This is a genomic window from Ferrovibrio sp., assembly GCF_041906005.1.
Classification (GTDB): domain Bacteria; phylum Pseudomonadota; class Alphaproteobacteria; order Ferrovibrionales; family Ferrovibrionaceae; genus Ferrovibrio.
Window position 1 is genome coordinate 165984 of record NZ_JAYRJY010000001.1, and the last position, 24148, is coordinate 190131.

Here is a 24148-nt window from a genome sequence, read left to right on the forward strand (position 1 = left end):
ATGCCGCACGGCCACTTACGGTCTAGTGGCTGAACAAAACCGGCAAGCTGGCCTCGGCGAGCATATGCGCGGTGGCACCGCCCAGCACCGTTTCACGCAGCCGGCCATGACCGTAGGCCCCCATGACAACCATGTCGGCCTTGGTGTCCCAGGCCGTCTGCTGCAGCATCATGCCCGCATCACGATCATGGCCGTCGCGGATCAGCAGGTCGGCCACCACGCCCTGTCGCGCCAGATGGCGAGCCAGTTCGGCGCCGGGCAGACCATGCTTGCGACCGGGATCGACGCACAGGATCGTCACCTTGGTTGCCTGCAGCAGCAGCGGCAAGGCGTCATGCACGGCGCGGCTGGCCTCGCGGCTGCCATTCCAGCCGATCAGGACGTTTTTCGGCATGCCCGGTTTCGGCTCGCCGGGCAGCAGTAGAACGGGCCGTCCGAGCGCCAGCACAACTTCGTCGGCCAGCGTCTCGCGGTCATAGGATCGTGCCGTCTTGTCGCCTGGCACCACGCCAGACAGCAGCAGCAGGTCGCTGGCCCGGGCCTGCATGAGCACCGTCTCCAGCGCCGAGCCCGGCATGTCATACCACTCGGCCAAGACGCCCTGGGCCTGCACGGCTGCATCAAAAAGCTGCCTGGCCCTCACTGCGGCGCGTTCGCATTCCGCCTTGTGGTGGGCGATCACCTCGGGCGGCATGTAATGCCGGACCAGCGGCAGGGCCGGCCGGTTGAACAAGCCGGCCAGATGCGCGCCGCAGCCGGCAGCCAGGGCCGTGGCGTAGGCAAGTTGCGCCGGCAACTCGTTGCCGGCATCAACCCCGATATGAACCGCTATGTCGCGATAGACCACGGCAGACATGAATGATCAATTGCTGAGCAGAACCGGAACCGTCATCGACGAGAGGATGGTCTCGGTCACGCCGCCGAACACCACCTCGCGCATGCGCGAATGGCCATAGGCGCCCATCACCAGCAGATCGATGCTGCGGTCGGCCACCGCCGACAGCAGGGCCTCGCCCGCTTCCATGTCCTCGACCACCGTATTGGCCACATCCACCTTCACGCCATGGCGGGCCAGATGGCGGGCCAGTTCGGCGCCGGGCGTGCCGCGGCTGCGGTCGGCATTGATGCCATAGACGGTGACATGCTCGGCCTTGGTCAGGAACGGCAGGGCATCATGCACGGCGCGCGTGGCTTCGCGGCTGCCATTCCAGGCCACCATCACCCGGCGGCCGATTTTCGGATAACTGCCGGCATAGGGCACGGCCAGGATCGGACGCCCGGCGCGCAACGAAATGTCATGCGGCAGCACATCCATGCCCGAAGGAACCAGTACCGGGTTCTCCGGATCGGGATCGGGCTGGCCCAGCACCAGCAGATCGAAGGCGCGGCCATAGGTTTCGATCGCATCTACCGGCAGACGTTCGCTTTCGATCCATTCGACGCCAACGCCCTGCTTGGCTGCCGCGGCTTCGAATTCGCCCTTGGCCTTCTTCGCAGCGGCGCGGGCCTCGTCGATCTGACGCTGATAGAATTCGGGCGGGACGTATTCGCCCATGTAGAAGAGATGCTGGGGCGGCGGCAGGGTATAAAGCGCCGTCACATGCGCGCCATCACGCTGGGCAATCTGCAGGGCCGCATCGATCTTGGCGCTGTTGCGCGGATCTTCCGAGAGATGAACAAGAATATCGCGAATGGCCATGAGCGCCCTCTTCCGGTTGACATCAACTGCCGGGTTCACCCGGTCATGATTGCAGCCTAACCCGCAATGCGTGCGGGGCATTGACCTGCATCAACCAGATTGTCCGTTGGCGGCGGGTCTGCCGCAAGCCCTCAATTGCTCAGCAACACAGGCAGCGACATGCCGGACAGGATCGTTTCGGTGACGCCACCAAAGACCATCTCGCGCAAACGCGAATGACCAAAGGCCCCCATCACCACCAGATCAGCCTGGCGTTTCTGGGCTTCGGCCATCAGGGCCGTGCCGACCTTCTGCCCGGCAGGATCGACGATAGCGGTTTCCAGGCGCAGGCCGTGCCGTTGCATATGCTCGGTCACCTCGGCCAGCAATGTACGGCCCTTGCGTTCGGGCCCGACGGTGACGAGATGCACTGTCTCCGCGCTGCGCAGCAGCGGCATCGCATCATGCAGAGCGCGCGTCGCCTCGCGCTTGCCATTCCACGCCACCAGGATGCGGCGGCCGATCTCCGGGACCGGACCGCCATGCGGCACAGCCAGCACCGGCCGGCCGGCCTGCAGGGCCAGTTCATGCGGCAGAACATCGGTGCCGTAGGGAACGGACGACGGATCAGACGGATTGGGATCGGGCTGGCCAACGATGGCAATGTCGCTGGCGCGCACGGTGAGCCGCAGCGCCTCCACCGGCGCCAGTTCGCTGCTGAGCCAGCGATGCTCCACACCCGCACTGGCGCAGGTCGACATGAATTCGGTATGGGCCGAGACCGAAGCCTTCTGTGCCTCGTCCATCTGCTTCTGGATCAGTTCGGTGGGAATATACTCGCCCATGTAATAGGGCACGTTCGGCGGCGGCACGGTATACAGCCCGCTGATCCGCGCGCCAAAGCGGCGTGCCAGACCGATGCCAAGCTGGATGCGCGCAGCATTGCGCGGATCGAGAGTCAGATGAACGACTATATCGCGGTAACTCATCGCCCGGCCTCCTTGTTCTGAGCCCAACCGCTGTATCCCCCGGCGGCGGGCCTGTTATCGGAAGGTGGTATCGGCTTGCGCCGCTGACGACTGCATGACGGGCATCGACGGCCCGCATAACAAGTGTAGGCATGCGGCCGCACCGTTACAAGCGCGGCCGCATCACGGCAATCCGTTAATTGGGCAGGGTCAGGCGGCCGCCTGGGCCTTCCAGGGCGGCAGACGCCCCTCTTCCACTGCGTGGCAGGCCACTGCCCCGCCCTCGACCGTCAGGCTCTTGGGCGCTTCACGCTTGCAGCGTTCGTTGGCCAACGGACAACGCGGATGGAAGCTGCAGCCGGACGGCGGATTGAGCGGGCTGGGCACTTCGCCCGCGACCGGCGTGCGGGCACGACCGGTCATATCAAGATCCGGGATCGCATCCAGCAGCATGCGCGTATAGGGATGCAGCGGGCGGCTAAACAGCGTATGCGTATCGGCCCATTCCACCAGGCGGCCGAGATACATCACACCGACCTTGTCGGAGACGTGATAGACGACGGCCAGGTTGTGGCTGATGAACAGATAGGTCAGGCCCAGTTTGCGCTGCAGGTCCTTCATCAGGTTGAGGATCTGCGCCTGCACCGAAACGTCGAGCGCCGAGGTCGGCTCGTCGCAGACCAGGAATTCCGGTTCGCCGGCCAGGGCTCGGGCGATCGAGATACGCTGGCGCTGGCCGCCGGAGAATTCATGCGGATATTTCTTCGCATCAACCGGAGACAAACCAACCTGGCTGAGCAGTTCGCCCACCCGCTTGTCGATGGCGGCCTTGTCTTTCAACAGGCCACGGAAACGGATGGGTTCGGCGATGATATCGCCCACGCGCCAGCGCGGATTCAGCGACGCATAAGGATCCTGGAAGATCATCTGCATGCGGCCCTGGATATCCTGGTGCCGCGCGCGATCCGCAGCCGAAGACAGCTCGACGCCTTCGAAGTTGATCGAACCGCCGTTGGGTTCGTACAGGCCGACGATCAGGCGTGCGACCGTCGACTTGCCGCAGCCGGACTCGCCCACAAGGCTGAAAGTCTCACCCTTGTTGATCTCAAAGCTGACGCCGTCCACGGCGCGGACCAGGCTCTTGCTCTTGCCTTCCAGCAGCCGGTTGAGCCACGGCGCCGAGACGTCGAACACCTTGCGCAGAGCCTTCACCGACAGCATCGGAACGCTTTTCTTCCGGTTCTCAGACATGGGCCGGCTCCTTCACCAGCCAGCAAGCTGCCTGGCTCTTGCCGGCAGGCATCGGCTCGGGGCGATCATGATAGCATTTGTCGAAAGCCTTGGGGCAGCGCGGATTGAAAGCGCAACCCTTCGGAATGGCGTTCAGCCGCGGCATCGAGCCATCGATCTGGGTCAGGCGCTCAACCTTGTGGCCCATGGCCGGGATCGCGCCCATCAGGCCCACGGTATAGGGATGGTGCGGCCGTTTGATCACATCCTGCACCGGCCCGATCTCGGCGATGCGGCCGGCATACATCACGGCGACGCGGTCGGCGGTTTCGGCGATCACGCCCATATCGTGGGTCACCAGCATCACCGCCGTACCATGCTCGCGGCACAGACGCTTGAGCAACTGGATGATCTGCGCCTGGATCGAAACGTCGAGCGCCGTGGTCGGTTCGTCGGCGATGATCAGCTTTGGTTCGGCCGCCAATGCCAGCGCGATCACCACGCGCTGGCGCATACCGCCGGAAAACTGATGCGGATAGGCATTGATACGCTCGGCCGCCGAGGGAATGCCTACATCCTCCAGCAGTTTCACCGCGCGATCGCGCGCCTGGGCGTGGCTGAGCGGCAGATGGGTCAGGATTGTCTCGACCAGCTGGTCGCCCACCTTGTAGAGCGGATTGAGGCTGGTGAGCGGATCCTGGAAAATGGCGCCGATCTGCCGGCCGCGGATCTTGCGCATTTCCGAATACGGCAGGTTGTCGATGCGACGGCCTTCGAGACGGATTTCGCCGGCGGCAATGCGACCCGGCGGCTCCAGCAGGCCGATGATGGCGGCGCCGGTCATCGACTTGCCAGCGCCGGACTCGCCCACCACGCCGAGCACCTCGCCAGCGGCAATGTCGAGGGATACGTCATCGACGGCGACCAGCGTACCACGCCGGGTGGGGAACTCGACGCGCAGATTACGGACTTCGAGAAGCTTGGGGCTGCTCATGATAGCACGCTCCTCACCTAAGCTTGGGATTCAGGGCGTCACGCAGCCAGTCGCCCAACAGGTTGACCGACAAAACGAGAGCCGCCAGTACGGTGCCGGGGAAAATGGTGATCCACCATTCGCCCGAAAACAGGAAATCGTTGCCGATGCGGATCAGCGTGCCAAGCGAAGGCTCGGTCGGCGGCAGGCCAACACCAAGAAAGCTGAGCGTCGCTTCGGTGATGATCGCCAGCGCCAGATTGATGGTGGCGATCACCAGAACCGGTCCCAGCACATTGGGCAACACATGGCGGATCGCGATCAGCGGTCCGGGCAAGCCGATCACACGCGCGGCCTGCACGTATTCCTTGTTTTTCTCGACCAGAACCGAGCCACGCACCGTGCGGGCATACTGCACCCAGTAGCTGAGGCCGATAGCCACAACCAGAACAGCTTCGGCAAAGTCGGAATGCCTTGCCTCGCCCAGAATGCCACGGGTGACGCCGTCGACCAGCAGTGCGATCAGGATCGCCGGGAAAGACAGCTGCACGTCGGCGACCCGCATGATGAAGGCATCTATGCCGCCGCCCATATAGCCGGCGACCAGCCCCAGGCCGATGCCAAGAACCATGGCAAAGATGACCGACAGAAACCCCACCACCAGGGAAATACGGGAACCATACATGATGGTGGACAGCAGGTCGCGGCCCTGGTCATCAGTGCCGAGAATGTATTTGGCCTCGCCCCCCTCTTCCCAGAATGGCGGCTTGAAGGCATCCGAGAGTTCCAGCGACGCCAGGTCGAACGGGTTATGCGGGGCCAGCCAGGGCGCACCGAAGGCGGCCAGGAAAAACACCACGACGATGAGAGCCGACAGCATGATCAGCTTGGAACGCTTGAAGCTCCAAAAGATGTCGCTGTCGGCGGCGTTGCGCCAGAATTCGATGACGCGCGCGGTGGGCAGCATCATTTCGCACCCGCCTTGGCCCCTTGGCCACGAAGCCGCGGGTCCACAACAAAATAAAGGATATCGACGGCCAGGTTGATCAGCACGAACAACAGGCCAATCATGACCAGATAAGCCGACATCACGGGAATATCTACGGCCTGCACGGATTGCAGGAACAGCAAGCCGACGCCGGGCCACGAGAATACCGTCTCGGTGATGATCGCGAAGGCGATGATCGAGCCAAGCTGCAGGCCGGTGATGGTGATCACCGGCACCAGCGTGTTCTTCAGGGCATGGCCGAAATGCACGGCGCGATTGGTGAGTCCGCGCGCACGGGCGAACTTGATGTAGTCGGCGCGCAGGACTTCCAGCATCTCCGACCGCACCAGGCGCATGATCAGGGTCATCTGGAACAGGCCAAGCGTGATGGCTGGCAGAATGACCGCTTTCCAGCCCGAGATGGTGAGGAAGCCGGTACTCCAGAAGCCGAGCTTGACCACATCGCCGCGGCCAAAGCTGGGCAGCCAGCCAAGCAGCACGGCAAAGATCAGGATCAGCAGGATGCCGATCAGGAAAGTCGGCAGCGAGATGCCGATCAGGGAAACCGTCATCATGCCGCGGCTGAGCCAGTGATGCGGATAGAGACCGGAAAAGACGCCCATCGGTATGCCTACCGCGAGCGCGATGATCATGGCGATGAAACTCAGTTCTAGCGTCGCTGGCAGGCGATCAGTGATCATGCGGGCGACCGGTTCGGTCGTCCGGTAGCTGAGTCCGAACTTGCCCTGAACGGCATTGACGACGAAACGACCGAAGCGGATCGGCATCGGATCATCCACGCCCAGGGTTTTGCGGAGTTCGATGATCTCGTCGACCGGAGTGTCCTGGCCGACCATGTTGATGACCGGGTCACCAACAAAATTGAACATCGCAAAAGCGATGAAGGCAACCGCCAGCATCACCAGCGCGGCCTGTACGAGGCGGCGAACAATAAAAGCAATCATGGGGGCATGTCCCTAACGGATGCGGCCCAGGCGCAGAGCCCGGGCCGACCGTTATGAGAAGTACAGACTTACTTGACCTTGACGAAGCGCAGCGGGAAGTAGTTATCCGCCGGCTGCACCAGATCGATGTTGTCCTTCGACGCCCATACCACATACTGCTGATGCAGCGGGATATAGGCATAGTCGTCCAGATAGATCTTGGTGGCTTCCTTGATCATCGCATTGCGCTTGGCGACGTCGGTTTCCTGCTCAACCTTGTCGGACAGCTCGTCGAACTTGGCGTTCGAGTAACCACCGGCATTGAACAGGCCCTTCTTCGACTTGGCGCTCGGGCTCTGGATCAGCGACTCGAAGACGTTGTGCACGTCATAGGTCGCGGCCGGCGACCAGCCCAGCATGTAGAAGCTGGTGTTCGGCGACTTCTCGATATCCGACGCGGTGCGCAGGATTTTCGCGAAGTACTTCGAACGGGTCTGGGCCAGCAGGTTCACCTTGATGCCGACCTTGGCCAGCATGGCGACCGACGCCTGGCAGATCGCTTCGTCGTTGACGTAGCGGTCGTTCGGGCAATCCATCCCGACCTCGAAGCCGTTCGGATAGCCGGCCTCGGCCAGCAGCTTCTTCGACAGTTCGGGGTCGAACTTCGGACGCACGTCGAGGTCCTTGTCGTAGCCATTCAGGCCCTGCCCCACCATCAGGGCGCTGGGACGCGACTGGCCACGCATGACAGTGCGCTTGATCGCCTCAACGTCGATGGCGCGATAGAAGGCTTCGCGCACCCGCTTGTCCTTGAACGGGTTCTTGCCCTTGACATTCGAGTCCGGCAGCTCGTCGAGCTGCTGGTTGAAGCCGAGGAACACGATACGGGTTTCCGGACCTTCGATGATGCGCCGACCCGCAGTCTTGCGGATGCGCTCCACGTCCTGCGGCGGCACGGTGTAGATCATGTCGATCTCACCCGACAGCAGCGCAGCCACGCGTGTGGCATCGTTGGCGACGCGCTGGAAGATAACCTCGGTCAGGTTATGCTCCGGCGTGTCCCACCAGCCCTTGTTCGGCTCGAGAACCGTGCGCACGTCCGGCTCGCGCACCTTGACCACGAAGGGGCCGGTACCGTTGGAGTTGCGGGTGGCGAAGTTCTCTTCGTTCTTGGTCATGTCGGCGGCGAACTGGGCATTGTTCTTCTCGGCCCAGGCCTTGGACATGATACCGATCAGCGCCAGCTTGTCGGCCAGCAGCGGGTCCGGATACTTGGTGTCGATTTCGACGACGAAGTCGCTCACCTTGCGGACTTCCTTCACCGACGTGAAGTTGCCGCCCAGATTCGAGCCCTTGCCCATTGCACGGTTGTAGGAAAACACCACGTCGTCGGCCGAGAAGGTCTCGCCGCCGGCAAACTTCACGCCCTGGCGCAGTTCAAAGCGCCACAGGGTCGGGCTCGGGTTGCTCCACTTCACCGCCAGCGACGGCTCGAGCTTCAGGTTGCGATCGCGACGGACCACGGGCTCGTAGATGTTGGCCATAAAGGTCAACAGGAAGGTCTCGTTGCGGGCGTAGGGATCCATCGAGCTGACGTCGCCGTCATTGCCCCACTTGAAAGTCTTGGCCGAACCTGGCTGCGCGCCAAGCAGAGCCACGGTGGCCACTGCGGCGACCAGAGCCGCCTTGAAGAACTTGCCTCGTTGCATCGTCCCCTTGTCCTTCTCCCAAACGAAGAATATGGCCCGTTTGCCGGACCGGTATGTAATACTGCCGCCTTGCAGGGCCGCAGGTTGCCCGGATCATAGGGCCGTAAACGTATATACGTCTACACCTGACTGTAAAAACATCATGCTGAAAAAATCGGCCGGCTGCATGCCCTTAAGGCATGGCCGCAAACCTTTGGGGTAAGTGGTTCAGCCCGAGCGTTCAGCTCAGCCGCTGGGCCAGTGACACCACATCCCTGCCCTTGATGACGCGCCGAGCCGGCATGATCAGCGTGCAGCCCTGCGCCGGGGCGCGGATTTCCTCGTCACCATCGGTTGCAATCAGGGCGCCACCCGGCAGGTCCTCGAAACCGATGAAGGGGGCCGCAAAACGGAACTGCTCGGTTTTCGCCAGCAGAATTTCCATGATTTCGTAGCGTTTCGGCTCGCCGGTCTCGGGCGGATATTGCGCTGCAAGAGACGACGGCACCATGCCGTAGAAATCGAGAAACCGCATGGTGACGCCGATCGCGATGTCACCGCTCGTGCGCGCAAAATGCTGGCCGCATTCGACCACAAGTCCGACCGGCATCGCCTGCGGATCGCCGAAGGCGCCATACTGGATCAGCGGGCGCCCCGGATGCTTGACGCCCTGCAGCATGACATGATGCAGCGGCGCGTGCAGATGACGGGTCAACGGCTCGATCTTGGCCATGCGCTCGTGGATCAGCATCGGCGGCACGGCATAGGATGTCGAATGGATGTCCAGCAGGGCATCGGCTTCGGCATAGATGTGGCGCAGCGCACGGGCGCGTTTCACATCCACGGTCTCGTCGGGGCCTTCCAGGGTGTCGATATCCCAGACCCGATTGAAATCGCGATCGACGAAACGCGACTCAAACGGCCGCGCCGGATCGAAGCGGTGATAGGCATCCACATTGGCAAAGGCCAGGGTCAGCTTGCCGCGCAGCGGACGGATGCCCTGCTCCAGCAGATGCGTCACGGCCACCATGCCGCAGAACTCATTGCCATGGGTCAGGGCGTTCACGATGACATGCGGACCTGGCCGGCCGGAATCGAAGGTATGAACGTAGTCGACGCCCCGGTTGCCCTGGCGATAAGCCGAGATGTCTTTCGGCAGCAGTTCGATGGGCGGCAGGGCCGCGTGCTGATCCGTCATTGCAATCCTTTCAACCACACGACACTGCCAATCCCGTACAGGCCGAAGCCCAGGATCAGCAGGCCCGACAGGCCGTTGATCCAGCGCAGCCCGCCATTGCCAAGCCGGCGGCGGAAAGCGCCGGCCAGCGCGGCAAGCGACAGCCACCAGATCGACGAGCCGGCAAACACGCCCAACACCAGCCAGGCCGCCATGGCCTGCGACAGTCCGAGCGAACCGATGCCGAAGAACGCGAAGATTCCCAGGAAGGCCACGATGGTAATCGGATTGGTGGCCGTCAGGATGAAGGTGGAGACCAGGCCGGTGATCGGACCGTCGCGGCCATGCAGCGGCGCGGCGGCGACCTCGGGCGAGGGATGCACGGCCGCACGCAGCATGCGCCAGGCCATGAAGATCAGGAAGGCGCCGCCGCCAAGCCGGAACGCGATTTCATGATCGTGCAGCCAGCGTGAGATCAGGCTGAGGCCGAAAGCGGCAATGCAGCCATACAACGCATCGGCCAGCGCGGCTCCCAGACCGGCGGAAAGCCCGGCCAGCCTGCCCCGATGCAGGGTGCGCTGGACGCAGAGCACGCCGACCGGCCCGACCGGAGCGGCAATGATGAATCCCGCGAGCGCGCCCTTGCCCAGCATCAGCAGGATATCCCACACCGTCTCCGCACTCCGTAATCTGACCAACCAGAACGAGGTTCCGCGCTGTAGCATGACGGACACGGTAGGTAAACCAAGCACGCCTTCTTTCTGGCACCATAACTATTGCTGAAACTGGCACTTACCATGGTTCCGGATAAAGGATAATCCCAACGGCACCAAGGAGATGCCGTTCCCGATGTCAAAACTGACCACAAAGCCCATTTCAGCCAAATCCGCCGCCCCCAGCCCGCGCAGCCGGGTCAAGCGCGTTCCCGATCGCGGCCATTATGAACGCGACACCGTGCACGCCGTGCTGGATGCCGGGTATGTCTGCCATGTCGCCTTCTGCAAGGATAACCAGGCCATCGTGATCCCCACCGCCTACTGGCGCGAGGGCGACTATCTCTACATCCATGGGTCGACCAAAAGCCGCATGGCCATGATATTGGCTCAAGGCACGCCAGCCTGCGTCGCCGTCACCCTGCTGGATGGTCTGGTGCTGGCCCGCTCGGCTTTCCATCATTCGATGAACTACCGTTCGGTGGTGGCCTTCGGGCATTTCGAACAGGTATCCGACGATCACAAGATGGCCGCCCTGGAAGCCTTCACCGAAAGGCTGGCGCCCGGCCGCTGGGCCGAAATCCGCGGGCCGAACAGGCAGGAATTCAAGGCGACCATGGTCCTGCGCATGCCGCTCAATGAGGCCAGTGCGAAAATCCGCCGCGGGCCGCCGAAGGACGATGCCGAAGACATGGCGATCCCGGCCTGGGCCGGCGTGCTGCCCTTCAAGACCGGGTTCGCCACGCCGGAACCCGACCCGCAACTGGCCGCCGGCACGCCCCTGCCCGGCTATCTCAGGGCCCTGGCCAACCGCTGAACCGCCGCCTCCAGCTCGGCTTCCGGAAAAGCCGCGAAGCCGAGCAGAAGGCCACTGAGGCGTCGCGCCACGGCATAGCGCGATAGCGGGGCGACAACCAGTCCAGCCGCCTGCGCCGCCGCAGCCGCCATCCTGTCGTCGCGGCCGTCGCGGAATTCAAGGGCAACATGCAGACCCGCTTCCGACAGACGCGGCAGCAACAGATCGCCGGCATGGCGTTGGATGGCGGCCAGCAAAGCCATGCGGCGGCGGCGATACAGCACGCGCATGCGCCGGATATGCTGGACCAGATGCCCCTCGGCGATGAATTCGGCCAGAATGGTCTGCGGCCAGCCCGGCGAGAAACCGTCAGCCGCCGCCTTCAGGCGCAGGAAACCGTCGACCAGTTGCGCTGGCAGGACGACATAGCCCAGCCGCAGGCCGGGAAAGAGCACCTTGCTGAAGGTGCCGACATACAGCACACGTTCGCCACCATCGAGCCCCTGCAACGACTGCAACGGTGGACCGCCATAGCGGTATTCGCAGTCGTAATCATCCTCGACGATCCAGATGCCGCGGGCCCTCGCCTCGGCCAGCAGCGCCAGCCGGCGCGCCACGGGCAGGGTCATGCCCAACGGGAACTGATGCGATGGGGTCAGCATCGCAAGTTTGGGAGCCGGATTGATAGCGGCCAGAAGGGCCGGATCCAGGCCCTGATCGTCGACGGCGATCGGAACCAGCCGCGCACCGGCGCTGGCCAGAGCATCCCGGGCGCCGACATAGCCCGGATCCTCAACGACCACGGCATCGCCCGGATCGAGCAGCAGACGGGCAATCAGGTCCAGCGCCTGCTGGGCGCCCGAAACGATCACAATGGTTTCCGGCGAACAGACCACGCCTCGACTGTCGGCCAGATAGGTAGCCAGGGCCCGGCGCAGGGCCGGCAGCCCGCGCCGGTCACCGTAACCCAGAAGGTCGGCAGGCCGGCGGCGCAGGGTCTGTACCGCTAGCCGCCGCCATGTTTCCAGAGGGAAGGCATCTAGGGCCGCAGCCCCCAGGGCAAAGGGCCGCGATACGTCGGACTCGCCTTCTGCGTGCAACCCGGGTGCCGCGGCAGACCGCCGCGACAGGATTGGGGGGCGTGCTGGCGAGCCAACTGCCGGAGCCCGGGCAACACCCTCGGCGGGAAGGTCGGCAGCCACAAACAATCCGGCGCCACGCCGGCTGGTGAGATAGCCCTCCGCCACCAGGCGCTCGATCGCGGCCACCACCGTATTCCGCCCCAGGCCCAGATCGGCGGCCAGCGCACGGCTGGATGGCAGCCGCTCGCCGGCAGACAGTTCCCCCTGCAGGGCAGCCTGCCGGATAGCGGCATATAGCTGGTCCTGCAGCGTCCCTTTGCTGCTGTCCCGGTCTGGCCGGAACCAGCCGACGAACCGACCTGCGGCGCGACGTGCCATTTATCTAACTTTTTAAGTTATTTAATTTATTTAAATATATATTTTTAAATGTATATTTCATTTTTTATGATCTTGATTATGGATGATATGCCGGAACACCGAACAATATTGCATGTGCCCACAGAAAGATTGCATAAAGCGCTGCAGCTCCAAGAATATTGACCCATCCAATATCACTGAATCGCAGTTTCACCCGGCCAGCCTGCACCGCAGCGAAAGGCAGAATTGAGGTTTTTGCGATAAACCTTTTCCAACTCTCGCCAAAAGTCGCAGCGCGCTTGCGGTCGATCGAAAACATCCCGTTCACCGCCGTAACCAGGATGGCGCCCGCCAGAAGCAGGGTTGCGAGATCGCCATTGGCGATCATGTGCGAGGCGGCCCAGAGGCTGAATGCCCACAGCATGGGATGCCGGGTGATCTTGGTGAAACCCCGGACAGGCAGTTCCTCCCCTTTGCCACGCTTCAGCATGTCAGGTCCGGCCGAGGTTGGATTATTGGGCCTCAGGCTGCCGACCAGCAGCAACAGGGCCACCGGCATGACCACCACGGGCACGGCAGAAACGGCCGAGGTGGTCGCCCAGAACTCAACGTAAGGTGCCTCCCGATAGGTCCAGATCAAAGCCGTCAGCGCAACGATGCTCAGAACCGAAAACAACCCACGATAGGCAGGCAGACCCAGCCGGCCAACCAGCGCCGGCCGCAACGGACCGGCGACCACGACATGCAGCAGGACCCAGGCCAGGGCCGCCAGGGCAAGGTCAGTCATTCGTCCTCTCTTTCCCGCCGGATGTCACCGGCCAGTTGCTGTAACAGGGCGATCGCCCGGGCCCGCTCGGCCGGGACCAGTCGGGCCTCGATAAATCGTCGGCCGCCACCGGCCTCCGCCATGCCGATCTCTTCGGCCAGACGCAGATGGGCCCAGGCCATGGCCGGGTCCGCTGCCCGGCCCTCGCCACGCGCATATTGCTCGCCCAGCACTAGCAGGGCATGGGGGTAGCCCTGCCGGGCGGCGCGCCGGAGCCATCCATCGGCCGCCGCCGGGTCGGCCGGCACGCCATCGCCGTTGAACAGGATTCGAGCCATCTGGAATTGCGCATCGGCATTGCCGCGGCCGGAAGCTATCGCATACCAGTGCCGGGCCGCAGATGGGTCGGCGGCGATACCCTCCCCGGCTTCAAGATAGCCGGCATATTTGAAGGCACCGGCGGCATGGCCGTTTTCGGCAGCGCGGCGGAACCAGCCGATGGCCGCAGGCAGATCCTTGGCGATGCCACCCCAGCCCTGTTCAAGCCAAAGCGCCAGGCGGAACTGCGCTGGCCCATAGTCTTTCCCGGCCTGCCGGGTGATCAATGCCCGGGCGCGGGCCGGATCGGCCGCGCGGCCCCCCTGGCCAGTGGCCAGGTAGGTGGCGAAGTTGTTGGTGGCGGCGGGGTGATCCTGGGCGACCGCCTTTTCCCACCAGTACATGGCGACGGCAGGTTCCACCGGACCGGCCAGGCCGTTGAACAGGATCATCGCCAGATAGTTCTGCGCATTGGCGAAGCCGGCCTCGGCCGCCTGCTCCAGATAGGGTCGCGCGGCGAAAGGATCGCGCGGGCCGCCCACGCCGCGAAACAGCATCCGTCCCGCCATGTCGGCGCCGCGCAAATCCCCTTCATCGGCGGCCCGGATTGCCAACCGCCGGGCCTCGGCCTCATCAGGCTGCCCCAATTGTCCGGTTTCATGCATTTCGGCCAGATTGAGCCAGCCCGTGCTGTTGCCCAGTTCGCCGGCCTGCCGGAACAGCGTCGCCGCCTGCGCCGCATCGCGCGGCGTCGCAATGCCGTGCAAATGATAAAGACCCAACTGATTCAGCCCTTCGGCCAGCCCTGCCTTCCCGGCCTGTCGCGCCAGATCCAGTCCCCGTTCAGGCGTGCCTGCCGCAGCATTGCCTTCCAGAATCAGGCCGGCAAGATAGCTCTGGGCAGGCGGATTGCCCTGGTCAGCAGCCTCGTTCAGCAAGGCAATGCCGCGCGCCTCGTCGGCATCGACCACACGCCCCTCGACCAGCACGCGTCCCAGGCGATACCGCGCATTCACCGCGCCGGCGGCAATCGCGCGCTCGAGCACCGCAATGGCCTGGGCCTTTTCGGCCGGACGGTATTCCAGGATCAGTTCGGCGAGATTGGCCCAGGCCGTGGCCTCGCCGCGCTCGCCGGCCTGGCGCAGCGCCTGTTCGGCGCCGGGCAGATCCTGCGGCCCGCCCTGACCGATCAGCCGCATGAATCCCAGGCCGGTCAGGGCGCGGGAATGCTGCTGCGCCGCCGCACGCTCGAACCATTGCCGGGCAGCCGGCAGATCGCGCGCGACGCCGAGTCCGAGTTGATAGGCCAGTCCAACCTGAAACTGGGCCCCGGCTTCCCCCGCCTCTGCCTGCCGCAGCAGTTCCGGGAAAGCCGCCACAGGCCCAACCGGCGCATCATGCGGGGCGGAAAAACGGTCATCCGGCCGCGCCTGCACCAAGGCAGGTGCCATTGCGGCAAGACTGCCGGAAAGCAGCGCAAGCACAACAGCCCGCGCCGGTCTGAAAGCATGCATGATCAACGCCCGGGGATATCGAATAAGGCCCTGCCCTGCGGCGTCAGTTTGCAGACCAGCCAGTCCGGCTTGATCGGGTTCTCGAACCACGGTTCGGCCCAACCGGCCTTGATGCAGGACACGATGGTATGGGTGCTGATCTGTTGGCCGTGTTCATCGAACAGGGGCAGTTTGCCGCCGGCCTGGCGCAGACCACGGCGCAGATATCGCATCTGGGCATCGGTCGGTTTGACCTGCCCGTTGCGAAGACCCCGCGCGCCGTCTGCCATCCGCCCCTCCTGTGCCTGCCCGGCCAGAATAGGAAAGCTGCCCACGGGGAGCAATTCCGCAATGCAGCCATTTCCACTCCGGCGACCGACCTGCGACGGCCCGGCATTTGCGAATGCCTTGCAAATGACGTAAGCAGGGCATTCTTTCCGTCATCATTCGACCTGACCGCGTGACCGATACCGCCGCCTCTCCAATGATCGCCGCCGCATCCCCTGCCGGGCTGCGTCATGGCCGGCTGTGGATCGTATTCGCCGCCCTGCTGGCATTGGCGATCGCGGCACCCATCCTCGCCATTCTGGTCAATCTGGCCCAGCCGGCCGGCGAAGTCTGGCGGCACCTCTTCACCACAGTCATGCCAGAAATGCTGCTCAACACCGTCGTATTGATGGTGTGCGTTGGCGGGGGCGCCGTGGCAATCGGCACGGGTTGCGCGTGGCTGGTGACGATGACCGAATTTCCCGGCCGGCGCTGGCTGGCCTGGGCGCTGTTCCTGCCACTGGCCATGCCGGCCTATGTCAGCGCCTTCGTCTACAGCGATCTGCTGCAATTCGCCGGCCCGGTGCAGAGCGGCTTGCGCCAGTTGTTCGGCTGGCAGCGCGGCGACTACTGGTTCCCCGACTTCCTGTCGCTGCAGGGGGCCGTCGCGCTCTTCATTGTCAGCTTCTATCCCTATGTCTTCATGCTGGCGCGCGCCGCTTTCCTCGACCAGTCGATCTGCGTGCTGGAAGTCGGCCGAACGCTGGGTTTGGGGCCGTGGGCGCGGTTCTGGCGCATCGCCCTGCCACTGGCGCGTCCGATGATCGCCGGCGGCGCGGCGCTGGTATTGATGGAGACCCTGGCCGATTTCGGTGCCGTGAGCTGGCTTGGTGTGCCCACCTTCACCACCGCGATCTATCGCACCTGGTTCGGGATGGGCGATGTCACGACAGCGGCGCAACTGTCTGGCGTGCTGCTGATCTTCGTGCTGGCGGCCGTGATGCTGGAACGCACCAGCCGGCAGGCCAAACGTTTCCACCATACTTCGGCGCGCACCCGCCCGCTGCCGTTGCGGCCGCTGCCGCCCGGCCGTGCCATTCTGGCGATTCTGGCCTGCCTGCTGCCGATCCTGCTTGGCTTTGGGATTCCGGCCGGCTGGCTGCTGCATCTCGCGATCGGCGAAGGCGACCAGATCGGTTACGCCCGCCTGGCTGATTTCACCACGAACAGCTTCATCCTGGCCGGACTGGCGGCCGTGCTGCTGATCGTGGCGGCCCTGGGACTGGCTTATGCCAACCGCCTGGTGCCGCGACGCATGACCAGCTGGCTGATCCAGCTTTCCACCATGGGCTATGCCGTGCCCGGTTCGGTGATCGCCATCGGCGTGATCCTGCCGCTCGCCACCTTCGACCACGCCATCAACCGCTGGGCCGAGGCCACGTTCGGCTCAGGACCCGGCTTGCTGCTGAGCGGCAGCCTGGTTGCCCTGTTCTATGCCTATCTGGTGCGCTTCCTGGCCGTGGCCTTCAACACCGTGGATGGCGGCCTGCACCGCATCCGGCCCAGCCTGGACCAGGCCGCCCGTGTGCTGGGCGAAACGCCGCTGGGCGTGGTGCGGCGGGTGCATGCCCCGATGCTCCGCGGCAGCCTGCTGACCGCCGCCATGCTGATTTTCGTGGATGTGCTGAAGGAACTGCCCGCCACCCTGATCGTGCGCCCGTTCGATTTCGATACCCTGGCGGTACGGGTCTACCAGCTCGCCAGCGACGAGCGGCTGGGCGAGGCATCGACCGGCGCGCTGATCATTGTCGTGGTCAGCCTCATTCCCGTAATCTGGCTGCATGCCGCCGTGGCCCGTTCGCGCCCCGGTGAAAAGTAACGCTAGACAGTGACCAGGCGGCCCGCCAAGCATCGCAAGGCGCGCCGCAACAGCAGGCAGGATTGAGTGGTATGGCGAATCCGGTAAGCGACGCGCTTTTGCAACAGGCTGGAATCGGCGGCGATCCGCTGGTGACGGCCAGCGCCCTGCTGCAGCAAGGCCAGACCGATGCCGCACGCGATCTGTTGGCGGATCTGGTGAAGAAGAACCCGCGCCGCGCCGATGCCTGGTTCAGCCTCGGGCAGCTTCACACCATGCTCGGCGAACTCAAGGCCGCCGCCCAGGCCTTCAAGCGCGCCATCCAGCTTTCGCCGGACGTGGTGGATGGCTACGTCAATCTGGGCAACACCTATCTGCGCCTGGACCGCGTCGGACAGGCCATCGAGACGTATCGCAACGGCCTGAAGCAGCAGCCCGAGCAGCCCCTGCTGCATTTCAATCTTGGCATCGCCCTCAGCCGCAGCGGCAACCTGCCGGCGGCCATCGCCAGTTACCAGACGGCCATCCGCCTGCATCCGGCATATGCCCAGGCTTACTTCAGCCTTGGCAACGCCTATCGCGATGCCGGGCAAATCGACGAAGCCGAAGCCGCCTATCGCAAATCCGTGGCGCTCGAATCCGGCTATGCGGATGCCTTTGCCAATCTGGCCGGCCTGCTCGCCACCAAGGAAGATTTCCTCGGCGCCATCGAGAACTGCCTGAAAACCGTGGCGCTGGTGCCGAACCATCCCCATGCGCTGCGGAACATGTCGCTGTCTCTCTACAAGATCGGCGAATACGAGCAGGGTGCGGAAGTCACTTTCCGCGCCATTGCCGCCGCACCCAGCGATACGATGCTGCAATACCACATGGGCGAAATGCTCTATGGCATGATCCGAACCGGCAAAAGCGAACAGGCGCAGCGCTATGCCCGGCAATGGCAGGAGACCTGCGCCAAGGACCCGATTGCCCAGCATATGGCGGCGGCGATCCTGGGCGAGAATGCGCCAGCCCGCGCTGACGATACCTATGTGCGCGAAACCTTTGACCGTTTCGCCAGCGATTTCGAAACGACCCTGGCCGGCCTAGGCTACCGCGTGCCCGAGATGCTCTGCGCCGCGATGGAACAGCGGCTCGAGGGCCGGCGCGGCCTGACAATCCTGGATGCTGGCTGCGGCACCGGCCTGTGCGCCCCGCTGCTCAAACCGCTGGCCCGAACGCTGGTCGGTGTCGACCTCAGCGGCGGCATGCTGGCCAAGGCGAAAGCGCGTGGCCTGTATGATTCATTGCATGAGGCGGAACTCGGCCGTTTCCTGGCCGATACCGCCGATCGCTACGACATGACGGTCGCGGCCGACGTGTTCTGCTATTTCGGCCAGCTTGATCCCACCCTGAAAGCCATCGCGGCGAAAACGACGCCGGGCGGTCTGCTGGGTTTCACCGTCGAGGCGATGCAGGGTGCTTCGCCCGCGCAAGGTTTCAAGCTTGGCCCGACCGGCCGCTATCAGCATGACGAAGGGTATGTGCGCCGCGCATTGCAGGATGCGGGATTCTCGATCCTGAGCCTGGAGCAGACCCATGGCCGCGAAGAAATGGGCCAGCCCGTGCCCTGCTTCATGGTGATCGCACGCCGCGACTGACATCGCGACGTCTTAGCCTGCGGCACCGAAAAAGGGCGGGGTTTCCCCCGCCCTTTTGTCATTTAGGCCCGGCGGCTTATTTCCAGCCAGCCCGATCCATCAGCTTCAGCGCCGCTTCGTTGTTCTTGCCGAACACGGCTGCATTCAGCGTGTCTTCCTTGAATTCCGACCAGGCCGCGATCACCGGATGCAACGGCACGCCGCCGATCACCGGAAATTCGTAATTGCCCTTGGCGAAATATTCCTGCGCCTGCTTGGAGGCGAGGTATTCCAGGAACTTGATGGCATTCGCCTTGTTGGGCGAATGCTTGGCGACGCCGGCGCCGCTGATATTCACATGGGTGCCGCGATCACCCTGGTTGGGGAAGATCACCGCCAGATTGGCGACCACCGCCTGATCCTCGGGCTTTTTCGACCCCATCAGGCGCGCGAAGTAATAGGTATTCGACAGCGCCACATCGCCCTCGCCGGCCGCCACCGCCTTGATCTGATCGGTGTCGCCGCCTTTGGGCGCGCGGGCGAAATTCGCCACCACATGCTTGGCCCAGGTCTCGGTCGCCTCGGGGCCGAGCGTGGCGATCATCGAGCCGACCAGCGACTGGTTGTAGACATTGGTCGACGAGCGGATCAGCAGGCGGCCCTTCCATTTCGGATCGGCCAAATCTTCATAGCGGCTCAGTTCGCCGGCCTTCACCTTGGTCTTGTTGACCACGAAGATGCGGGCCCGCTTGGAGAAACCGTACCAGTAGCCATCGGGTTCGCGCAGATGGGCCGGGATGGCCTTTTCAAGCGCGGCCGACTTCACCGGCTGCAACAGGCCGGCTTCCTGAGCCCGCCACAGACGGCCGGCATCGACGGTGATCAGCACGTCGGCCGGGCTTTTGTCGCCCTCGGCGCGCATGCGCTGCAGCAGCTGATCCTCGCTGGCTTCCAGCCGGTTGATCTTGATGCCGGTTTCCTTGGTGAAGTTGGTGTACAGCGCCTCGTCGGTATCGTAATGGCGCGAGGAATACAGGTTGACCACCTGATCCTGCGCCGCGGCCGGGCCCGGCAGACCGAGGATCGCGGCCCCTGCCAGCAGGCCCAGCATGAGGGCGCGGCGGGCGATGGCGGATTGGCTGAGAGTGGCGAGACGCATGCCTCTGCTCCTGTAAGCGGAATGGTTGTTTCTGCGATTAACTTTCAGGAGCAGAAACTAGCATCGGCGCTTTCCAGCAGCAAGTGAGACTGACTTTCAATTTTATGTAGGCGAGTCGCGCCTTATGCCGTCAGCTTACGGATGAAGCCGGCAATCGCGTCCAGGGTCGCCTCGGGCTGGTCCCGTTGGGGCGAATGGCCGCAAGCCGGCAGCATCAGGGTCTCCGCCCGCGCCACCCGACGGGCGATGCTCTCGACCTGTGCCGCCGTGCCGTATTCGTCATCCTCACCCTGGATCACCAGCACCGGCACTTTGATGCGATCGACGTAGCCTTCGATATTCCAGCGCATGAAATCGGGATCGAGCCAGCCGTCGCACCAGCCATGGAAAGCGCAATCGACATTGGCGCCATGATATTTGGCCAGCCGGACGCGCAGATCGCCATGCGTGAAGGCGTCATTGGCGGCGCGGATCGAGGCGACCGATACTTCTTCGCAGAAACTGTGCGGAGCCATGACCGCGATGCCCAGCAGATCCTGATGCTGCGCGGCACCGGCATAGATCAGCGAGATCGAAGCGCCATCGGAATGCCCGACCAGGATATGACGCCGGATGCCCAGCGCGGCAAGCAATTCGGGCAACCCCTGCTCGCCTTCCTCATGCATGTAGGTCAGCGGTCGGGGCAAAGCGCAGGGGCTTGACCCGCCATACCCGATGCGGCTGTAGACCAGCGCCGGCAGACCAGTTGCCTCGGCCACACGGTCCGGGAAATCCTTCCACAGCGCGACGCAGCCCAGCCCCTCATGCAAAAAGACCAGCACCGGCAGGCCGGACCCGCGCGGGCCGATCCAGCGGTATTCGACGCGGCCCCGGCTCAGTTCGACGGCCTTGTAATCTGCGGTCATGCCCCGGTCATCACGCCTTGTCGCGCAGCTTGAAACGCTGGATCTTGCCTGTGGCGGTCTTGGGCAGTTCGTCGACGATCTCGACCCAGCGCGGGTATTTGTACGGTGCCAGACGATCCTTCACGAAGGCCTTCAACTCGTCGACCAGTGCATCTTCCGCACCAATGCCGGGCTTGAGCACGACATAAGCCTTTGGCTTGATCAGGTCATCGGTATCGGCATGGGCCACCACGGCGGCCTCCAGCACCTTGGGGTGCGCCAGCAGCGCGGATTCGACCTCGAACGGCGAAACCCAGATGCCGCTGACTTTCAGCATGTCGTCGGAACGACCGGCGTAGATGTAATAACCGTCGTTGGTGCGCAGGTATTTGTCACCGGTGCGCGTCCATGGTCCCTGGAAGGTGTTGAGGCTCTTGGTGCGGTTGTTCCAGTAGGCCATGGCGCTGGATGGACCGCTGACCAGCAATTCGCCGATACCGCCCTGCTCCACATCCTTGCCATGCTCGTCCACGATGCGCAGGTCATAACCCGGTACGGCCGTGCCGGTGGTGCCATAGCGCACATCGCCCGGCCGGTTCGACAGGAAGATATGCAGCATCTCGGTCGAGCCGATACCATCCAGGATCTGGACGCCGAACAGCTTTTCCCAACGTTTGCCAATATCCTCGGGCAAGGCCTCGCCGGCGGAAACACAACACCGCAGTCTTGCCGATCCGCTTTCTTTCGTGATGCCCTCGGCCGCGAGTATACCGGCATAGAGAGTCGGTACGCCATAGAAGATGCTGGCCTGATTGTCCTTCAGGCGTTTCATCACGGCCGACGGCGTCGGCCGCTCGGCCATCAATACGGCCGTGGCACCGACATGCAGCGGGAAGGTCATGGCATTGCCCATGCCGTAGGCGAAAAACAGCTTGGCCGCAGAGAAGACGACATCGTCCTCTTTGATACCCAGCACCTCTTCGCCATACAGAACGGCGGTATGCACCAGATCGCCATGCAGATGCATGGCGCCTTTCGGCGCCCCGGTCGAGCCCGAGGAATACAGCCAGAAGCCGATATCGTCCGGCGTGGTTTCAGCCGCATCAAGCTGATCGGACTGTGCCTCCATCAGCTTGTGCAGCGGCGTCACGGTCGGCGGCACCTGCCCCGAGATCAGAACCTGCTTGAGGTGCGGTTGACCGGAAATGATCGGCCGGAATTTCTCGAGCAGCGCATCGGAAACGGCCAGCACCACGGCCCGGCTGTCGCGCAGCAGGAAATCGTAATCGGGTGTGGTGAGCAGCGTGTTCACCGGCACCGGTACGGCGCCAATCTTCATCGCGCCGAAAAACAGCGCGGGAAAATCGATGCCATCCAGAAGCGCCAGCATCACGCGCTGTTCGGGCTGCACCCCCTGGCTTTTCAGCAGATTGCCGGCGCGGTTCACGCGTGCGGCCAGATCGGCATAGCTGTAGCCGCCCTTATCGTCGATAAAGGCGGTTTTCGCCCCGCGGCCTTCGACGATATGACGGTCGACGAAATGGCTCGCGGCGTTATACCGCCGCGGCAGCTCAAGAAAGCGCGGCATTGTTTCCTCCCGGGGAATTATGTTTTTGCCGCCCGCTTATGTCAGCGAGCGGTTATGCGGCCTTGGCCAGGGGCTCGGCCTGTTCCACCCAGTCCAGCGCCCAGGCCACCGCGTCCTCTTCCGGCAGCGTGCCACCCGAGGCGTTGTGCTGCATGCGCTCGCCCACCAGCGTGGCATTCAGGCTTTTCAGCAGGGCTTCAAACTGCTGGCCGCCATGGTTGAAGGTATCCTGATAGGTGGTATCGCCCAGGCCGATGATACCGGCCGGCTTGCCAGTCAGGTCGGGCTTGGCGGCCTGCAGGTCGGCAAAGAAGTCGCGGGCATTGTCGGGCACATCGCCCTGGCCGTAGGTGGAAGTGCAGATCAGGAAGGCACCGGGACGCTGAAACACTTCGGCCTTCAGATTGTCCATCAGCAGCACCTCGACGCTGTGGCCCTTGCCTTCCAGCGCCTTCTTCACGTCACCGGCCACCAACTCGGCGGTGCCCGTCATGGTGCCGACCAGAATGGAAACCTGCATCTACGCTCTCCTGAACCTGTGTAATGGGGGTGGCCGTTTTTTATTGCGGCCGAACTATAACGCAGTGTTTGCTGGTGCTCCAGCGAAAATTGCACTATAATGCATGCCATGAACGAGAGCCGCGACAAGGCCAGCCCCGACGATACCGCTTTCCTGCAGGTTGTGGGCGAGCGCGTGCGCAATGCGCGTGCAAGGCGCGGCATGAGCCGCAAGATCCTCGCCCGTGATTCAGGCGTGTCGGAACGCTACCTCGCCCAGCTTGAAGGTGGTGCAGGCAATATTTCGATCCTGCTGCTGCGCCAGATCGCCCGCGCGATGGATTTGCCGATCACCGATTTCCTCGGCGACCGTCCGCCGCTGGGCGTCGATCAAGCCTTGCTGCTGCGGCAGATCGAGGACCTGAGTGCCGAGCAGCTCCAGGAATTGCAGGCTTTTGCCCGCGACCGGTTTGGGGTCGCGCCCAGCGTGAAGCGCCATATCGCGCTGATCGGTCTGCGCGGCGCCGGAAAAACCTCGCTCGGCCAGCGACTGGCCGCCGCTTTTGGCCTGCAATTCGTGGAAATGGCCAAGGAAATCGAGACCGAGGCGGGCCTGTCCCTGAATGAGATTTTCGATCTTTACGGCCAGGCGGCTTACCGGCGGTTCGAGCGCCGGGCATTGGAGCGCATCACCGCCGATACGGCGCCCAAAGTGATCGCCACCGGCGGCAGCCTGCCGTCCGAACCGACCACCTATGCCCATCTGCTGTCGCATTGCTTCACCGTGTGGCTGAAAGCCAACCCCGAAGAGCATATGGGCCGCGTCGTGGCCCAGGGCGACCTGCGGCCGATCACGGGCCAGTCGGAAGCCATGGCCGATCTGAAACGTATCCTGACCCAGCGCGAATCCCTCTATGCCCGCGCCGACATGGCATTCGATACCGCCGGCAAGACCCTGGACCAGGCCGGCACCGAACTGGCTGCCGCCCTGCGCGCCCACCCGGCCTGGCTGGCCCGCGAGGCGGCAGAATAGCCCCGGGCGGGGCAAAATATGCAAAATAATTCTTGTCGTCCCGAAACTGTGTATTATAATGCATATCAGTT

22 protein-coding genes are annotated in these 24148 nt (G+C 63.6%); 4 read left to right on the forward strand and 18 right to left on the reverse strand.

From position 1 onward, the window contains the following. Positions 1-22 precede the first annotated feature (22 nt). The 10 genes from ACE3OO_RS00880 to ACE3OO_RS00925 all read right to left on the reverse strand — a co-directional run bounded on the left by ACE3OO_RS00880 (position 23) and on the right by ACE3OO_RS00925 (position 10317). On the reverse strand, positions 23-856 hold the full coding sequence (locus ACE3OO_RS00880; protein WP_374298743.1) for a universal stress protein: 834 nt from the start codon (positions 854-856) through the stop codon (positions 23-25). A gap of 6 nt (positions 857-862) precedes the next feature. Then, a complete protein-coding gene (locus tag ACE3OO_RS00885) occupies positions 863-1699 on the reverse strand; it encodes a universal stress protein (RefSeq protein WP_374298746.1) in 837 nt (278 codons plus the stop codon). Between the two features lie 131 nt (positions 1700-1830). Beyond that, positions 1831-2667, reverse strand: coding sequence for a universal stress protein (locus ACE3OO_RS00890; RefSeq protein ID WP_374298749.1), 837 nt, complete (start codon positions 2665-2667; stop codon positions 1831-1833). A 189-nt stretch (positions 2668-2856) separates the two neighbouring features. Further along, positions 2857-3897 (reverse strand): ABC transporter ATP-binding protein, encoded by a 1041-nt coding sequence (locus ACE3OO_RS00895; RefSeq protein WP_374298752.1) that lies wholly within the window; start codon positions 3895-3897, stop codon positions 2857-2859. Then, positions 3890-4870 carry an ABC transporter ATP-binding protein gene (locus ACE3OO_RS00900; protein WP_374298755.1) on the reverse strand — a complete coding sequence of 327 codons (981 nt, stop codon included), beginning with the start codon at positions 4868-4870 and terminating at the stop codon, positions 3890-3892. Before ACE3OO_RS00900 ends, ACE3OO_RS00895 begins: the two co-directional genes overlap by 8 nt. Positions 4871-4883: 13 nt before the next feature. Next, a complete protein-coding gene (locus tag ACE3OO_RS00905) occupies positions 4884-5819 on the reverse strand; it encodes an ABC transporter permease (protein ID WP_374298758.1) in 936 nt (311 codons plus the stop codon). Further along, complete coding sequence (locus tag ACE3OO_RS00910; protein ID WP_374298759.1) at positions 5816-6802, reverse strand: ABC transporter permease; 987 nt, start codon at positions 6800-6802, stop codon at positions 5816-5818. Before ACE3OO_RS00910 ends, ACE3OO_RS00905 begins: the two co-directional genes overlap by 4 nt. 68 nt (positions 6803-6870) lie before the next feature. Continuing rightward, positions 6871-8490: an ABC transporter substrate-binding protein gene (locus ACE3OO_RS00915; RefSeq protein WP_374298762.1), complete on the reverse strand. Its 1620-nt coding sequence runs from the start codon at positions 8488-8490 to the stop codon at positions 6871-6873. 220 nt (positions 8491-8710) lie between these two features. Further along, complete coding sequence (locus ACE3OO_RS00920; protein WP_374298764.1) at positions 8711-9667, reverse strand: succinylglutamate desuccinylase/aspartoacylase family protein; 957 nt, start codon at positions 9665-9667, stop codon at positions 8711-8713. Then, the gene (locus ACE3OO_RS00925) at positions 9664-10317 is read right to left on the reverse strand and encodes a LysE family translocator (protein ID WP_374298766.1); all 654 of its coding nucleotides are present in this window, start codon (positions 10315-10317) and stop codon (positions 9664-9666) included. Before ACE3OO_RS00925 ends, ACE3OO_RS00920 begins: the two co-directional genes overlap by 4 nt. A gap of 178 nt (positions 10318-10495) precedes the next feature. On the opposite strand from ACE3OO_RS00925, the gene ACE3OO_RS00930 reads away from it, so the two are divergent. Next, positions 10496-11176 (forward strand): pyridoxamine 5'-phosphate oxidase family protein, encoded by a 681-nt coding sequence (locus ACE3OO_RS00930; RefSeq protein WP_374298768.1) that lies wholly within the window; start codon positions 10496-10498, stop codon positions 11174-11176. Here ACE3OO_RS00930 and ACE3OO_RS00935 read toward each other — a convergent pair. The 4 genes from ACE3OO_RS00935 to ACE3OO_RS00950 all read right to left on the reverse strand — a co-directional run bounded on the left by ACE3OO_RS00935 (position 11149) and on the right by ACE3OO_RS00950 (position 15461). Beyond that, positions 11149-12615 carry a PLP-dependent aminotransferase family protein gene (locus ACE3OO_RS00935; protein ID WP_374298770.1) on the reverse strand — a complete coding sequence of 489 codons (1467 nt, stop codon included), beginning with the start codon at positions 12613-12615 and terminating at the stop codon, positions 11149-11151. The genes ACE3OO_RS00930 and ACE3OO_RS00935 overlap by 28 nt on opposite strands. A gap of 76 nt (positions 12616-12691) precedes the next feature. After that, a complete protein-coding gene (locus ACE3OO_RS00940; RefSeq protein WP_374298773.1) occupies positions 12692-13381 on the reverse strand; it encodes an NnrU family protein in 690 nt (229 codons plus the stop codon). Continuing rightward, entirely contained in the window at positions 13378-15192 is a 1815-nt protein-coding gene (locus ACE3OO_RS00945; protein WP_374298775.1) for a tetratricopeptide repeat protein, read from the reverse strand. The genes ACE3OO_RS00940 and ACE3OO_RS00945 overlap by 4 nt, the downstream gene beginning before the upstream one ends. 2 nt (positions 15193-15194) lie before the next feature. Beyond that, complete coding sequence (locus ACE3OO_RS00950) at positions 15195-15461, reverse strand: hypothetical protein (protein WP_374298778.1); 267 nt, start codon at positions 15459-15461, stop codon at positions 15195-15197. A gap of 170 nt (positions 15462-15631) precedes the next feature. Here ACE3OO_RS00950 and ACE3OO_RS00955 point away from each other — a divergent pair, with 170 nt between their 5' ends. Together ACE3OO_RS00955 and ACE3OO_RS00960 are read left to right on the forward strand one after the other, a co-directional pair. Further along, entirely contained in the window at positions 15632-17317 is a 1686-nt protein-coding gene (locus ACE3OO_RS00955) for an ABC transporter permease (RefSeq protein ID WP_374298781.1), read from the forward strand. Between the two features lie 71 nt (positions 17318-17388). Beyond that, positions 17389-18936, forward strand: a complete 1548-nt coding sequence (locus ACE3OO_RS00960; protein WP_374298783.1) for a tetratricopeptide repeat protein — start codon at positions 17389-17391, stop codon at positions 18934-18936. A gap of 76 nt (positions 18937-19012) precedes the next feature. Here ACE3OO_RS00960 and ACE3OO_RS00965 read toward each other — a convergent pair whose 3' ends face one another. From ACE3OO_RS00965 to ACE3OO_RS00980, 4 genes are all read right to left on the reverse strand, one after another. Next, on the reverse strand, positions 19013-20074 hold the full coding sequence (locus ACE3OO_RS00965; protein WP_374298786.1) for a Fe(3+) ABC transporter substrate-binding protein: 1062 nt from the start codon (positions 20072-20074) through the stop codon (positions 19013-19015). Positions 20075-20196: 122 nt separating this feature from the next. Continuing rightward, on the reverse strand, positions 20197-20979 hold the full coding sequence (locus tag ACE3OO_RS00970) for an alpha/beta fold hydrolase (protein WP_374298788.1): 783 nt from the start codon (positions 20977-20979) through the stop codon (positions 20197-20199). 10 nt (positions 20980-20989) lie between these two features. Then, the gene (locus ACE3OO_RS00975; RefSeq protein WP_374298790.1) at positions 20990-22546 is read right to left on the reverse strand and encodes a benzoate-CoA ligase family protein; all 1557 of its coding nucleotides are present in this window, start codon (positions 22544-22546) and stop codon (positions 20990-20992) included. A 52-nt stretch (positions 22547-22598) separates the two neighbouring features. Next, entirely contained in the window at positions 22599-23066 is a 468-nt protein-coding gene (locus ACE3OO_RS00980) for a flavodoxin domain-containing protein (protein WP_374298792.1), read from the reverse strand. Positions 23067-23174: 108 nt separating this feature from the next. Between ACE3OO_RS00980 and ACE3OO_RS00985 the strand changes: the two genes are divergently transcribed. After that, the gene (locus tag ACE3OO_RS00985) at positions 23175-24077 is read left to right on the forward strand and encodes a helix-turn-helix transcriptional regulator (protein ID WP_374298795.1); all 903 of its coding nucleotides are present in this window, start codon (positions 23175-23177) and stop codon (positions 24075-24077) included. Positions 24078-24148 lie beyond the last annotated feature (71 nt).

Coding starts and splice junctions, on each gene's coding strand:
- ACE3OO_RS00880 (WP_374298743.1), bottom strand. CDS start 856: ATGTCTGCCGTGGTCTATCGCGACATAGCGGTTCATATCGGGGTTGAT.
- ACE3OO_RS00885 (WP_374298746.1), bottom strand. CDS start 1,699: ATGGCCATTCGCGATATTCTTGTTCATCTCTCGGAAGATCCGCGCAAC.
- ACE3OO_RS00890 (WP_374298749.1), bottom strand. CDS start 2,667: ATGAGTTACCGCGATATAGTCGTTCATCTGACTCTCGATCCGCGCAAT.
- ACE3OO_RS00895 (WP_374298752.1), bottom strand. CDS start 3,897: ATGTCTGAGAACCGGAAGAAAAGCGTTCCGATGCTGTCGGTGAAGGCT.
- ACE3OO_RS00900 (WP_374298755.1), bottom strand. CDS start 4,870: ATGAGCAGCCCCAAGCTTCTCGAAGTCCGTAATCTGCGCGTCGAGTTC.
- ACE3OO_RS00905 (WP_374298758.1), bottom strand. CDS start 5,819: ATGATGCTGCCCACCGCGCGCGTCATCGAATTCTGGCGCAACGCCGCC.
- ACE3OO_RS00910 (WP_374298759.1), bottom strand. CDS start 6,802: ATGATTGCTTTTATTGTTCGCCGCCTCGTACAGGCCGCGCTGGTGATG.
- ACE3OO_RS00915 (WP_374298762.1), bottom strand. CDS start 8,490: ATGCAACGAGGCAAGTTCTTCAAGGCGGCTCTGGTCGCCGCAGTGGCC.
- ACE3OO_RS00920 (WP_374298764.1), bottom strand. CDS start 9,667: ATGACGGATCAGCACGCGGCCCTGCCGCCCATCGAACTGCTGCCGAAA.
- ACE3OO_RS00930 (WP_374298768.1), top strand. CDS start 10,496: ATGTCAAAACTGACCACAAAGCCCATTTCAGCCAAATCCGCCGCCCCC.
- ACE3OO_RS00935 (WP_374298770.1), bottom strand. CDS start 12,615: ATGGCACGTCGCGCCGCAGGTCGGTTCGTCGGCTGGTTCCGGCCAGAC.
- ACE3OO_RS00940 (WP_374298773.1), bottom strand. CDS start 13,381: ATGACTGACCTTGCCCTGGCGGCCCTGGCCTGGGTCCTGCTGCATGTC.
- ACE3OO_RS00945 (WP_374298775.1), bottom strand. CDS start 15,192: ATGCATGCTTTCAGACCGGCGCGGGCTGTTGTGCTTGCGCTGCTTTCC.
- ACE3OO_RS00950 (WP_374298778.1), bottom strand. CDS start 15,461: ATGGCAGACGGCGCGCGGGGTCTTCGCAACGGGCAGGTCAAACCGACC.
- ACE3OO_RS00960 (WP_374298783.1), top strand. CDS start 17,389: ATGGCGAATCCGGTAAGCGACGCGCTTTTGCAACAGGCTGGAATCGGC.
- ACE3OO_RS00965 (WP_374298786.1), bottom strand. CDS start 20,074: ATGCGTCTCGCCACTCTCAGCCAATCCGCCATCGCCCGCCGCGCCCTC.
- ACE3OO_RS00970 (WP_374298788.1), bottom strand. CDS start 20,979: ATGACCGCAGATTACAAGGCCGTCGAACTGAGCCGGGGCCGCGTCGAA.
- ACE3OO_RS00975 (WP_374298790.1), bottom strand. CDS start 22,546: ATGCCGCGCTTTCTTGAGCTGCCGCGGCGGTATAACGCCGCGAGCCAT.
- ACE3OO_RS00980 (WP_374298792.1), bottom strand. CDS start 23,066: ATGCAGGTTTCCATTCTGGTCGGCACCATGACGGGCACCGCCGAGTTG.
- ACE3OO_RS00985 (WP_374298795.1), top strand. CDS start 23,175: ATGAACGAGAGCCGCGACAAGGCCAGCCCCGACGATACCGCTTTCCTG.